At 69.5% G+C, this 12845-nt stretch carries 13 protein-coding genes; 4 read left to right on the top strand and 9 right to left on the bottom strand.

Translation table 11 applies throughout. The annotated features are described in order from the left end of the window. Window positions 1–47: 47 nt before the first annotated feature. Window positions 48–659, bottom strand: a complete 612-nt coding sequence (locus ACFWM2_RS11955; RefSeq protein ID WP_383276781.1) for a TetR family transcriptional regulator — start codon at window positions 657–659, stop codon at window positions 48–50. Between the two features lie 219 nt (window positions 660–878). On the opposite strand from ACFWM2_RS11955, the gene ACFWM2_RS11950 reads away from it, so the two are divergent. Then, entirely contained in the window at window positions 879–1850 is a 972-nt protein-coding gene (locus ACFWM2_RS11950; RefSeq protein WP_383276779.1) for a zinc-binding dehydrogenase, read from the top strand. A gap of 7 nt (window positions 1851–1857) precedes the next feature. Here the strand turns inward: ACFWM2_RS11950 and ACFWM2_RS11945 are convergent, their stop codons facing one another. From ACFWM2_RS11945 to ACFWM2_RS11925, 5 genes are all read right to left on the bottom strand, one after another. Continuing rightward, window positions 1858–2745, bottom strand: a complete 888-nt coding sequence (locus ACFWM2_RS11945) for a hypothetical protein (RefSeq protein ID WP_383276776.1) — start codon at window positions 2743–2745, stop codon at window positions 1858–1860. A 39-nt stretch (window positions 2746–2784) separates the two neighbouring features. Then, window positions 2785–5046, bottom strand: coding sequence for a phosphotransferase (locus tag ACFWM2_RS11940; RefSeq protein ID WP_383276773.1), 2262 nt, complete (start codon window positions 5044–5046; stop codon window positions 2785–2787). Window positions 5047–5319: 273 nt separating this feature from the next. After that, a complete protein-coding gene (locus ACFWM2_RS11935; RefSeq protein ID WP_383276770.1) occupies window positions 5320–6198 on the bottom strand; it encodes a winged helix-turn-helix domain-containing protein in 879 nt (292 codons plus the stop codon). A gap of 308 nt (window positions 6199–6506) precedes the next feature. Beyond that, window positions 6507–7208, bottom strand: coding sequence for an HAD family hydrolase (locus ACFWM2_RS11930; protein ID WP_383276767.1), 702 nt, complete (start codon window positions 7206–7208; stop codon window positions 6507–6509). A gap of 32 nt (window positions 7209–7240) precedes the next feature. Continuing rightward, complete coding sequence (locus ACFWM2_RS11925; protein ID WP_383276764.1) at window positions 7241–8125, bottom strand: GntR family transcriptional regulator; 885 nt, start codon at window positions 8123–8125, stop codon at window positions 7241–7243. Window positions 8126–8337: 212 nt separating this feature from the next. Between ACFWM2_RS11925 and ACFWM2_RS11920 the strand changes: the two genes are divergently transcribed. After that, entirely contained in the window at window positions 8338–8526 is a 189-nt protein-coding gene (locus tag ACFWM2_RS11920; protein WP_383276761.1) for a hypothetical protein, read from the top strand. 29 nt (window positions 8527–8555) lie between these two features. On the opposite strand, the gene ACFWM2_RS11915 is transcribed toward ACFWM2_RS11920, so the two are convergent. Beyond that, on the bottom strand, window positions 8556–9464 hold the full coding sequence (locus ACFWM2_RS11915) for a GntR family transcriptional regulator (protein ID WP_383276758.1): 909 nt from the start codon (window positions 9462–9464) through the stop codon (window positions 8556–8558). 232 nt (window positions 9465–9696) lie between these two features. Here ACFWM2_RS11915 and ACFWM2_RS11910 point away from each other — a divergent pair, with 232 nt between their 5' ends. Beyond that, window positions 9697–9882: a hypothetical protein gene (locus ACFWM2_RS11910; protein ID WP_383276755.1), complete on the top strand. Its 186-nt coding sequence runs from the start codon at window positions 9697–9699 to the stop codon at window positions 9880–9882. A gap of 270 nt (window positions 9883–10152) precedes the next feature. On the opposite strand, the gene ACFWM2_RS11905 is transcribed toward ACFWM2_RS11910, so the two are convergent. After that, the gene (locus tag ACFWM2_RS11905) at window positions 10153–11409 is read right to left on the bottom strand and encodes a GNAT family N-acetyltransferase (protein ID WP_383276752.1); all 1257 of its coding nucleotides are present in this window, start codon (window positions 11407–11409) and stop codon (window positions 10153–10155) included. A 172-nt stretch (window positions 11410–11581) separates the two neighbouring features. After that, complete coding sequence (locus tag ACFWM2_RS11900) at window positions 11582–12229, bottom strand: AmfC protein (RefSeq protein WP_383276749.1); 648 nt, start codon at window positions 12227–12229, stop codon at window positions 11582–11584. Window positions 12230–12400: 171 nt separating this feature from the next. On the opposite strand from ACFWM2_RS11900, the gene dtd reads away from it, so the two are divergent. Continuing rightward, window positions 12401–12826 carry a D-aminoacyl-tRNA deacylase gene (dtd, locus tag ACFWM2_RS11895; RefSeq protein WP_383276746.1) on the top strand — a complete coding sequence of 142 codons (426 nt, stop codon included), beginning with the start codon at window positions 12401–12403 and terminating at the stop codon, window positions 12824–12826. The last annotated feature ends 19 nt before the right edge of the window (window positions 12827–12845 follow it).

Genomic DNA, 12845 nt, shown 5'->3' with positions numbered 1-12845 from the left:
GCCACCAGCACACCCATGCACCCGTACGTCCGCGCGCCGGTACACCCCTATCCGCCCACGCCCGCCCGCCCCAACCGCTCGAAGGCCCGCTCCGCCGCGGCGACCGCGTCCTCCCGTACCGCGGCCACCGTCTCCCCGCCCGCCATCCGCCGCCAGTTCTCCATGGCGAGGACGCGCTGCACGGCGGTGATCTGTCCCGCCGCGAGCCGGGCGTCGAGGTCGCCGCCGAGCGCTTCGGCGAGCGCGGCCTCGGACCGCTCCAGATATCCGTGCAGCCGCGCCGCCAGCGAGGGCGTCCCGTAGAGCAGCCGGTGGAAGGCGAGGACCTCGGGCGCCTCGCTGAGCCCGGTGACGGGGTCGCTCCGCTCCAGCCCGGCGAGGAAGTGCTCGCGCAGGACACCGGTCACGGACTGCCCCGCGGCCCGCCCGGCGACCAGCCGGGCCGGCTCGGTCTCGTGATCGGCGAACCGGTGCAGGACGAGATCCTCCTTGGTCGGGAAGTACCGGAAGAGGGTCGGCTTGGAGATCTCGGCGGCGGCGGCCACCTCGGCGACGGACACCGCGTCGAAGCCCTTCTCCAGGAAGAGGCCGATCGCGATGTCGGAGACAGCCTGGTACATCCGCTGCTTCTTGCGCTCGCGCAGCCCGATCTCACCCATGCGACGAGCGTACGCACCGCGCGCGCCCCGCCCCGACCGCCGCGGCTCCCCCGCCGTGGCCCCTCGACCGGACATGCCCCCTTGACCTCAACCGAACTCGAGGTCGAAGACTGCATCGCATACGCACGAATCCGGTGCACGTACCGAATCCCACGCACCGGCTTCCACGCGCCGACAGTCACGCGCCGACAGTCACGTACCGACTTTGGGGAGAGCACGATGCTCGCAGTTCAGGTGAAGGAGTTCGGCGGTCCGGAGGTCCTGGTGCCGGTGGAGCTCCCGGACCCGGTCGCCGGCCCGGACGAGGTGGTGATCGATGTCGCATACGTGGACACGATCTTCGTGGAGTCCCAGATCAGGTCGGGCTGGGGCCGTGAGTTCTTCCCGGTGACGTTCCCGTACGTGCCGGGCGGGGGCGTGGCGGGGATAGTGAGCTCCGTGGGCCCGGGGGTGCCGTCGAGCCGGCTGGGCCGGCGGGTGACCGCCTTCGTGACGGGCGGTTACGCGGAGCGCGCGGTGGCGCGGATGTCGGCCCTCACCCCGGTCCCCGACGGCCTCGACCTGCGTACCGCCGCCGCCCTGGTCCACGACGGCGTGACGGCCGCGGGCCTGATCGAGCTGACCGGCGTCGGCCCCACCGACCGTGTCCTCGTCCTCGGCGCCTCCGGCGGCATGGGCACCCTCCTCGTGCAACTGGCCCACGCCCGGGGCGCCCGGGTGGTGGCGGTGGCTCGCGGCCCCGAAAAAGTCGCCCTGGTAAGGGAGTTGGGCGCCGACGCGGCGGTCGACGCCACGCATCCCGACTGGCCGTCCGCCGCCCGTACGGCCCTCGGCGGCGACGACCCGTCCGCCGATGTGGTCCTGGACGGCGTGGGCGGTGCGCTGGGCGCCGCGGCCTTCCCCCTGACCGCCGGCGGGGGCCGCTTCTCGGCCCACGGCGCCCCGACCGGCGGCTTCACCCCCGTCGACCCGGCGGCGGCCGCCCGCCGCGCCATCACCCTCTTCGGCATCGCCGACCTCCAGTTCCCCGACCCGGACCGCACCCGCCTCGCGTCCACCGCCCTGACCGAAGCGGCGGCCGGCCGCCTGCGCCCGGTGATCGCGGAAGCCTTCCCCCTCGACCGAGCGTCCGACGCCCATACGGCCATTGAGGGCCGGGGGTTGGTGGGGAAGGTGGTGCTGAAGGTGTGAGCGCGGATCAAGTGCCGGCGGTCCGGCGCCAATGAGGCACCGTGGCCAGACTCCACAAGTCGTCGAAGTGCTTGGCCCAGGTGGAGACGGCTGCCTCTGCGGCGGACGTTCCCTCCCGGGTCCAGACGTTGAGATCCGTGCTGTAGCCCTTGGGGTCGTAGAACTCGGAGTCCAGGGGAGGGAGACGCATCCGCGCCGCCAGGTTGTAGAGCCCGTGCAGCACTTGCTCCCTGTTGAAGATGCAGATCTTGTCCCGCGGGATGCCGACATAGAGGCGGTATTCGCACTCGACGGTCACCCTGCCATCGGCCGTGAGCCGCTCGGCCAGCCCGGACAGTATCCCGTCGTACTCCTGACACCGCCTCTCCATGCGCTTGCGGAAATCCGGGTCGTCCACAGGCATCCCGTTCGCACCGACCCGGGAGGGAACGGTCATCCGCTGACCGAAGTCCGGGACCAGCATCCGGATGGAGATGCGCTTGCTCGGGCCAGGGACGTCGAGCAGCCCCTCCAACCGGTGGTAGAGCTCGTTGTAGAGCGTTTCTCCGGTGTATCCAAGGAAGCTGATCTCGACCTTGCGGGCCCCGAACGCCTCGCTGACGAAGCCACCGAGCTGCCGCGAATTCACCACGGCACGGGTCGGCGCCCTGACCAATGCGGTGAGGTCCTTCACCGCGTCGTACAGCACGTAGCCGACCAGGCTGAGCAGTGCTCCACCGACGAAGGCCTTGCCCTCCAGGGCGTCCCCGACCGGCTTGACGAACTGGGCCGTCAGCCCGGTGACAAAGATCCCCAGCAGCAGGACACGCGTCACGACGGGCTCGAAGCGGGCTTGATACCGCTTGAGGCGCTCCCCCACACCGGCTTCGCCCGGGCTGTTCGGCACGCCGGACATCCGCAGCCCCCTCCTGAAGCCCGGCCGCCCGACGGTGCGTCACATACCTACTGGCAACCGAAGCACTGTGTTGCTGCCATGGTCGCCGTACGGCAGCGCACGGGCAAGATAGGGGTTCGCCTGCCAGCGCAGGGGCAGGCCCAGCGAGGCGGTGGCGGCCTGCAGCGTCATCGAGTACGAGTCCACCGCCCTGCGGACGTTGGGGGCGTCCAGGCTGGCGCCCGTCACCAGGCGGTCGAGGTCCACATAGGCGGAACGGACGACCTCGATCCACCGGTAGATCCGGCGGTCCTGCTGCCAGTTCTTGGTGTGTGTGCTGGGCAGGTCGCGCTCCCAGCGGCGGAACATCCGCGTCCGGATCTCCGGCCTGGTCGGCGTGAGGTGCATGTGCCGGACCAGGTCGTAGAGCGGGTCACCGACCATCGCCATCTCCCAGTCGATGATCGTGAGCGCCAAGTCGTCGTCACGGCGCACCAGGTTCCAGGGATTCAGGTCGCCGTGCAGGAGACTGAGCGACCGGGGAGTGACCCGATGCGCGGACAGGATCTCCTTGAGCCGGGCGGCGTTGGGCAGGCCCAGCACACGCGCCAACTGCTGCGACTCCTTCGGCAGATCCCTCACCAGCGAGACCAGCCGGTCGCTGAGCGAGGCGTAGAAGTCCGAGTCCTCCGCCGCCGGATCGAGTTGTCTGTAGTCGACCTGCGTCAGCGCCACGAGCTGTGCCACGAGTCCGTCCGCCTCGTGCGGCAGCAGTCCGTGCACGGGGTGATTCGGAGGCTGATCGCTGTCGGCCGGGCCCACGTAGGTGTGGATGGCAAAGGGGTCCTTCGGATTGCTCTCGTCCGGCGCGACCAGGTGATGGCTCTGGCCCAGGGCAAGGACTCGCGGCGCCGTCACAGCGACATCCGACTGCTCGATGGCCCGCAGCACCGCGTGCTCACTCAGAAAGCCACGTTCACGGCGGCAGACCGATGCCACCTTGCGCCGTACGACGACCGGAAGGTCACTGCCCGCCACCCGGACGACCGAATTGAGATGCGCGGTGCCCTTGAAAACCCGCCCGGCCGGCGCCGCGCCCTCCGAGATCAGGGCTTCGAGGACTGCGGAATGGGGGAAATCGGGATGCTCTTTCACTCGATTGTCGGGTTCCCAGTTGATGACCGCCCGCGGATGGGTGCTCCGCTCCCAGCAGGATGCCTGCCACCGGAAGAGGACCCGCTCGATCTCGGCCTCACTCGGCACATTGGGCAGTCTTAGTGGTTCGGCCGCCGCCCGCAGTGCCTTGGACACCGAAGCCGTGGCAGCGTCCAAGGCCTTCTGGCCGAGGGAGTTCTCCAGCGATTTGGCCGCTCGCATCACGTCCGGGAACACGGACTGGGCCCGTTCGAAGGCGACGTAGTGCCGCAGGTCGCTGCTGAGACCCCTGACTGCCGCGGGCCTGACGGCCTGCATGGCCTTCGCCCAGGCTTGAATCACCTCGTCCCACTGGAAATCCGGGTACTGCATTCGGACCAGGTGTGTGGCTAGGTCGTGCAGGGGATCCCCGTACGTCGCGAGTTCCCAGTCGACGCAGATCAGGGGCGGGTCACCGCGATACGTCATGATGACGTTGTCACGGTGAAGATCCGCGTGGAGGAGGCTGTACGGGCGACGCGCCATGGGAGGCACCCGCTCGGCCAGTCGGATCAGCGCATCCTCCGGGATGCCCAGCGCGGCGAACAGTCCACCAAAGGACCCCCAATTGGACTGCCGGATCTGACGGTCACCGAGATACGCCAGCGCCCGGAGGAAACCCTGGCCGTCCTTGCCGTTGTGCGGCCAACTGCCGGGCAGGGGGGGTAACGCCTCCCGGCGCACCTGCGACATCTGGGCGAGCAGACCCGCCAGCGCCTTGATCACCAACCCGTCGACGGGCTTCCCGTTCCCGCAGACACTGGCGAGCGAAACACCTTCCACATAGCTGTGGATGGCGAATTTCTTGCGGGAGACAAGGCACTCCGGCACATGCGGCAAGGCCCCCTGGAGAGCGCGGAGGATCGCCGACTCGTCGTGCCAGGTCCTGATGACCACGGGCAGGGCTTCGGTCTGCCGAATGCGCACGATGGACGACATCCCGGTCTCACGGCCCAGCAGACGCGCCATGGGTTCGGTCAGCGGCAGCACATAGTTCTTGTTGTGGTGCCCACGGCTCGCCGCACCTTCTGCCACAGCCCGCCGCACAAAATCGTCGAGCAGGTCCGCCGGCAGGTCGGCGGTGGCGCGTCCCCCGGGAGGCGTACGGGGAACGGAACGTGGGCCCACTGGCCGCTCCTGGAGACTTGCGCAGGTGGAAGCTGAGGAAGGTGAGGCAAAGGTAAATCGTGAGGCGGTGCTTCGCACGACCAGAATCCGGGTTCACCGGCCACCACGAGGGGAATGAACGGGTGGCCACTCTTCTGTGTCGGGCCGTTCGAGATGTAGGCGGATCCGCCCTCTCTTACGCACCAACGAGTGCGGTTGCTCACGCGGTGCGCGAATGCTACAGCACGCCCCTGGAGCAACCCTTGTGCGCCCTGGGCCCCGGGCCCCGTCGGCCTAACCTTCCTCCGTGCCCAGGTTCCAGATGGAGTCGAACCAGTACTGCATGCTCGCCACGAAGACGGAGCCCTGCGAGGTCGGGTCCTCGTCCTTGACGTGGTGCGTCAGCGTTGCGCCGAAGCCGAGGACGTCGAGCGCCGTGACCTCCTCGTGGTTGTCCAGCTCGATGGTCCGCTCGATCATTGGATAGGGACCGAACAAGGCCTCGACCCTGTTGAGTGCGTAGAGCTTGAACGTCGGCGTCAGGCGGGCATGCCGGATGTCCATCTCCACCGAGGGGACCAGGCCGTCGATCTGCAGGTCCCTCAGCACCCCACGCAGCGAGGACGTGTGCCGCTTGGTGATGTTGTGCAGCCGCTCCTTGCCCCGCTGGTCCTCCGGGTCGCCCTTTATCCTCGGGTACGGCAGTTCCAGCGTCTCGGCCGGCAACAGCATGCGCAGCGTGATGCTTTCGGGCGTGATCTCCCGGTCACGGATCCGCTCGACCTGCACCCGGACGTGGGCGTCCAGCGATTCCGAGGTCAGAGTGTAGACGTCCAGGGCGACCGTGGCCTGCTCGAAGGCCCCGGCGATGAACGAGCGCAGTGTGACGCTCTGCCCCGGCCGCGCGGTCCCTGCCGGTGAGGTCTGGTTCCGCTGCGTCCTGATCACTCTGGTTCCGCTGCCCACGAAGGAAGCGACCCAGCCGTCCTCGGCCAGTTCGGTCAGCACGCGCTGCACGGTGTCCCGGGAGACGCCGAACTCCAGGGCCAGCGCCCGCTGGCCCGGCAGCTGGCCGCCCATCGGGTACGTGCCGTCGGTCATACGGGTGCGCAGCGCCTCGGCAACATGCCAGAACTTTCTGCCGCCGCCCTCGCCGGCCTGCTCTCCGCTCACACAGTGACCGTACCTCTTCCGGCCGACATCCATGCCACTTTCGGACATCCAACTGGCCCGTTTTTGCGGCCAGTTAAGGGATCAGCCGGGTAGGGCATACCAAATTCAGGCAACCAGTCCAATCGGACTGCAAATGATCGGTCCACTGGAAGTGGCAGGGGTGGGAATCATGGACTTCCAAGTGTTCGGGGGAGTCGTACACATCGACGTGAGCGAGTTGATCACGGGGCTGCTCGCCCTGCTCACCTGGCGGGGGCAGGTCTCCGCGCGCAGGCGAGCGGGGCCTGCCGCTCCCCAGCCGCCCTCGGCTACCCCCGAAGCGTCTGCAGCACCAGCTCCAGCGACCCCACCATCATCCCCGCCCCCGCCTCCCGCAGCGCCTTCTCCTTCCGCTCGTTACGCGCGTAGCCCAGAAACGGAACCCCGGCCTCCCGAGCCGCCAGGAAGTCCGACGGGGTGTCCCCGATCATCAGGGCGGCGCTGGGGGCTGCGCCGAGGGCGTTGAGGGCCCGGTGCAGGCAGTGGGGGTTCGGCTTGAGCAGGTGGAGGTCCTGGGTGCGTCCGTAGATGTGGGGGGCGAAGCACGGCATGAGGCCGCGGGTCGCGAGGTACTTGCGGACCACCCGCGGGGAGTTGTTCGTGGCGATGGCGAGACGCGCGCCGACCGCCGTCCAGGTGCGGACCAGCGGATCCGCGTACGGCGTGGGCATCGCCGAGCCGGTGGCGCGCAGTTCCTCCTGGGTGAGACGTTCCTCCAGCTCCGCCACCAGGTCGCTGCCGGAGTGCCGGCGGTCGACGGCGCGCAGGACCTTGTGCGGATCCAGCGACTCCCGCTCCTTCTCCGTCAACAGGCCACGCAGTCCCCGCCCTTCGAGCCACTGCACCAGGTCGCTCGCGACCCGCTCCGCCTTGTGGCCCGCGAAGAGCCCACAGATCGGACCGTCGAAATCGAACAGCACGAACCGTGCTTTCTCGATCAACTCCCGCAGGGATTCCGTCTCTTCCGTCACACGAACAGTCTGCTTCGCCGCATCAGAAGTCACTAGGAGAGTGTCAGGTCCGTGGTGATGGTTTCCCAGAGGGCGTCGAACCACTTCTGGGATTCCTCCACGAACGCGGCGTCCCGCCGGCCCGCTCGCCGTTCGAAGGAGAAGAGGAGGGACTTGCCGCCGAGGGCGTCGTACATCTCCAGCGTTCCGCTGCCCACCTCCTCCTCGCGCTTGGTGACCATGTAGTACGCGATCAGCGCCTCGACGCCGTTGAGGAGATACAGCTTCACCGGCGGGGTGAAGGGCAGCGCGCGGAAGGTCACGTGCACCTCGATGCCGTGCGAGGCGCGCAGGGCCCAGAGGTTGTGCCGCAGCACCCGCACCTGCGCGTCGCGCTGGTCCAGCCAGCGCCGGTGCACGGGATCCGGGCCGCCCTCCTCACGGCTCTCGACGGGCACCGGGAAGGCGAGGTTGATCTCCCGGCTCGGCAGCAGGATCCGTACGTCGATGGACTTCGGGCGGATACGGCCCTCGTGGATGAGCCGGACCGGTTCGCCGAGGGCGAGCATCAGGGTCTCGGCGGTCAGACAGGCCGCGTCCACCCGCACGTTCGGGACCGCGAACGCCTCGGCCAGCCGGGGGGCGAGCCCCACCATCGTGGGCTGGGGAACCTCCAGGCCCGGGGACGCCTCGGCGATCCGCGGCGGGCTCCCCTTGCTGACGTTGCTCAGCAGACCGTCGTCCTGGAGGGCGCGCAGCGCCTGGCGGACCGTGCCGCGCTCGACGCCGAACTCCTCGGCCAGTTCCGCCTGGGTGGGCAGCCGGTCACCGGCCTTGAGCCGGCCGTCGTTGATCCGGCCGCGCAGGGCGTCGGCGATCTCCTGGGGTGAGCGCTTTCTGTCGCCGTTCACTGCAACGTTCTCCTGGGTCACAACCAAACGCTACAACTCTCGCCCATCTATGGGGAGTTGTTTGAAAGTTGTTTATGAGTAGCTGCCAAGTGGGGACAACTTAAGCATAGTTGGTCGCCAACTTCAGCGAGTTGGCGGAAGTTTTGCTTCCTCTCGCACACCGTCCGCAGGTAGTAGCCCCATGCAGACAGCACCTCGTCCGCACCCGCCCCGCACCCGCCCCCGAAGGAGGAACCACCATGCCGGCCCTCGCCCTCCTCTCCACCGTCTTCGTCGTCGGCTTCGAGCAGACCGTCCAGTGGCAGTACGGCCCCATGGGCATCGTCGGACTGCTGCTGCTCACCATCGGCATCAAGGCGAAGAGCCCCATGTGCAGCTCGATCGGGGCCGTCGTGCTGGCCCTGCTGGTCGCCGCGCCCGCCCTGTGAGTCCGGGCCCCGGCTCCTGAAACGAGACCTCAGTTCGTGAACCGCAGTTCCGAACTGATGGTCTCCCAGAGCGCGTTGAACCACAGATGCGACTGCTCCACGAACGTCGTGTCCCGCAGTCCGGCACCCTGCTCGAACGCGAAGAGCATCGACTGGGTGCCCTGCGCGTCGTACATCTCCAGATACTCGTGGTCGATCTCCGCGTCCCGCTTCGTCAGCGTGTAGTACGCGAAGAGCGCCTCCGACTCGTTGAGCAGGTACAGCTTCACGGGCGGGGTGAACGGCAGCGCCCGGAACGTGACGTGCACGTCGATGCCGTGCGAGGAGCGCAGCGCCAGCAGGTTGTGCTTCAGCACCTGCCCCTGGGCGTTGCGCTGGGCCAGCCAGCGGCGCTGCAGCCGGTCGTCGCCCGTGTCGTCCACCCGGGCCGGGAAGGCGAGATCGATGTCGCGACCGGGCAGCAGCACCCGGACGTCGACCTTGGCCGGTTTTATACGCCCCGCGTAGATCAGGCGCAACGGCTCGCTCATGGCGAGCGTGAGCGACACCGACGTCAGGCACAGGGCGTCGATCGCCACGTGCGGGGTCGCGAAGGCGGCGGTGAGGCGGGGTGCCAGCCCGACCATCGTGGGCTGCGGGGGCGCCGCGTCCCCGGCCTGCCCACGCCCCGGGTCGGGGGCGACGATCGCCGGGCTTCCCTTGGACACGTTGGCGAGCAGGTGTTCCGACTGCAGGATGCGCAGCGCCTGTCGTACGGCCCCGCGCTCGACGCCGAACTCGTCGGCCAGCTTGGCCTGGGTGGGCATGCGCTGTCCCGGCCGCAGCACTCCGGACCTGATCCGGGTGCGCAGCTCCTCGGCCACCTCGCGATGTGACCTCTGAGGCCCTGGTGACCTCTTCCGCCCGTTGACGGGGGCGTGTTCCGGGTCCACGACCAAACACTACAACTTCGGGCCATCTTTGGGCAGTTACCGGGAAGGTGGTTATGAGACGCATCCAAGAGGAGATAACTCAGTTGGAGTTGGTTACCAACTTGAGCAACATGGTCAAGCTTCACAGTGGTTGGCCATCCCGGGCAGCTCCGTCGGCAACCGGGTGACCGGCCCTCATCGGGGGATCCACATCCCCATCCCGAAGGCGTCCCACCGACGTCCCGAAGGAGGGACCGTCATGCCGCTCATCGCCCTCGCCATCGCCGCACTCGCCATCGGATTCGAGCAGCTCATCCAGTGGAAGTACGGACCGATGGGCATCATCGCGTTCGTCGCCCTGTCCATCGGCCTCAAAGCCAAGAACACCGTGATCAGCGGCATCGGGGCCGTAATCCTCGTGATGCTGCTCGCCCAGTCCGGCTGATCGGACGCACGTCCGGCAGTCCGGCTGGCCGGGCTCCCCTCCGGAGGGGAGCCGGGAGCCCGGCCGGTCGCACCACCGCGCCCACCGCACCCGTGCGCGGGCGCACGCACAACAACTGAATCGCTACGGATACGCAAAGACAGCCATCCACCCCGGATCCCGAAAGGAGACCCCGGCCAAGAGGTCAGACCCCGAAGGCCCCGGCCCCGAAGGCCCCGGCCCGGAAGGCCAGAGCCAGAAGGCCAGAGCCAGAAGGTCTGACCCAGGAGGTCAGAAGATGTCCGGGCACCACGGTCGCCTGGACGTACGCAGCAGGGCGTCGGCCACCGAGGCGGCGCCCGCTCGTTCTTCCCGCACCCGGCCCAGGGCGGCCAGTCGCACCGCCGACTCGTCGCCCAGCCACAGGGACGCCAACTCACCCATGTCCAGCGTGAGTTCGGCGTCCTGAGCGGTCGGCGCACAGGACGCGCCGTCCGGTCCCGCGTCCAGCCGGTACCGCCCGGCGGACAGCCCGTCCCGGTCGGTGACCTGGAGCACCAGCACCCCGGACCCCCCGTACGTACGCGCCTCCAGAGCACGTACGACATCCAGGACCCGCACCCACAGCCAGTCCGCCTGCGTGGTGAGACGGGCGGCGCGGGGGTCGGGCAGGAAGTGCGGCATCAGATCGTCGGGGGCCCGCCAGCCGGTCTTGACCGTGGCGATCCAGTCGATCGAGCAGAGGTACTGCCACAGGGCGCGCTCGGCGGCCGGCGTCACCGCGATCAGCCAGTTCACCGTCGCCGTGTTGAGCGGCTGCTTCACCGCGCCCCAGTTGTCGTCCGACTCGTACGAGACCAGGCCCTCGATCCCGCCGTCCGCCGAGCGGTACACGGCGTAGAACGGCTCGGTCCACGCGTCGCCGCCCAGGACCAGCGCGCCGGTGTTGACCTGCCACCAGCGCTCGTTCCGGCTGACGGCGCCCGGCTGGACGCGCCGCAGCCGCTCGTGCAGCTCGGGCCCGGCCTTGCGTACGTCCTCGCCGTCCACCAGATCGATCCGGCCGCCGTCGGCCGGGCCCGACCAACGGCGGTCCAGGCCCGTCCTCGGCACCTCGACGGTCCACTCGACGGCGGTGGTCGCGGGGCCGAAGCCGTACCGGCCGTAGATCGGATACTCGGCGGCGATCAGCGTCGCCACCACGTCCCCGCGCTCCCTCGCGGCCGCGAGGTCGGTGGCCATCATGCGGGTGAGGAGGCCTCGGCGGCGGTGGGTGGCGGTGACGGTCACGTTCGAGATGGCGTCGGCGGGGACGAGGGCGCCGCCGACCGCGGTGAGCTCCTGCGGGAACGACCGGAAGGTCGCCACACAGCGGTCGCCGTCGAAGGCGCCCAGTGTGCGCCCCGGCAGCATGTGCGCACTCCGGTCCTCGATCTCCCGCTCCGACACGGCCGGTGATCGCACGAATCCCGTGTTCAGCGCGCGGATCCAGTCCGGGATCTCGGCCTCGGTGATCACGCGTACGTCGATGGCATCGCGGGACGTCATGCCGCCACGCTAGGTGGCCGACGGCGGGGGTGTCGTGCGGTTTTCCTCGCCCCCGCTGCCCCGCGATCCCCGGCGGGCCGTCCCTCGGCCCGCCCGGCGATCGAGGGCGAGCGCGCCGGGGCGGCACGGGGGCTGGGGGGCGCGAAGGCCCCCAGGTACGGGAATCGCCGCGTCACATGAGCAGGTCGTCCACTTGGGCTTCTCCCTCGCGGTACCTGCGGGCGATCTCCGCGCTGCAGCCGTCCGCGGTGTGCTGGAGCCGCTGGCGGCGCCGGGAAACCTGCTGTTCGTAGCGCACGAGGCGGCCCATCCCGGCGTTGAGCTCCTCGTCCGTACGGGCTTCCAGGTCGGACAGCTCGACCTCGGCGAGCATGTCGGTGGCCAGCCGCCGGTACTCCTCGCCGTGCGGGGTGCCCACCGTCACGTGCCGGGCGGACGAGCGGTGCCGGGCGGGCGCGTCCGTGAGGATCTCCGGGAGCCGGTCGAGGAGCGACGGTTCCGGGAGGAGTCCGGCGGGCGCCGCGAGACCCCCGCCGCCGCGCCGCGCGAGCTCGGCCCGCAGGATGTCGATACGCCCCTGGAGCAGCCGCCGCAGATAGCTGAGGTCGGCCTCGTCCCGCTGGGCGTCCCGGCGCAGGGTGCGCAGCCGGGGCAGCCCCAGCACCGCCAGGTCGGGCTCGGGCGGATCGGCGGCCAGCGGGCTGTCGGTGCGCTGCACGGGTGCCCGGTGCGGGACGCCCACGCCTCGGGCGCCCGCACGCGGGCTCGTACGGGTCAATGACACGGACCCGGGCGGTCGCCCGGTACTCGGTGTGCTCATGTGCCTCTGCCGTCCCCTCGACCGGTGCGGTCCACCGCGTTGAGCGTCGCGGTACAGGCATGGTGCCACCCCAAGGGCCCGCTATGTGACCGAGTGCCCCCGATCGGCCCCAGATGGGGGGTTCGGGACCCCGGAAATCATGCGAAGGGACCGCACGGCATGATGGGCGCCATGCGTGCGGTGGTGCAGAGGGTGGACGGCGCGAGCGTCGTCGTGGCGGGCGAGACGGTCGGCGAGATCAGCGGCGAGGGACTGTGCGTCCTGGTGGGCGTCACCCATGACGACACCAAGGAGAAGGCGGCCCAACTGGCCCGCAAGCTGTGGTCGGTTCGCATGCTGAGCGACGAGCGGTCCTGCTCGGACATCGACGCCCCGCTGCTGGTGATCAGCCAGTTCACGCTGTACGGCGATGCCCGCAAGGGCCGCCGCCCCACCTGGAACGCGGCGGCCCCCGGCGAGGTCGCCGAGCCCCTCGTCGACGAGGTGGTCGCCCAACTCCGCTCGCTGGGCGCGACGGTGGCCACGGGCCGGTTCGGTGCGCAGATGCGCGTCGCGCTGACGAACGACGGCCCGTTCACGGTCCTGCTGGAGATGTGACGCCCGCTCCGGACCCGGC

This window comes from Streptomyces sp. NPDC058371 (genome assembly GCF_042723265.1).
Lineage (GTDB): Bacteria > Actinomycetota > Actinomycetes > Streptomycetales > Streptomycetaceae > Streptomyces.
This window is presented reverse-complemented; position numbering and strand designations above follow the sequence as displayed.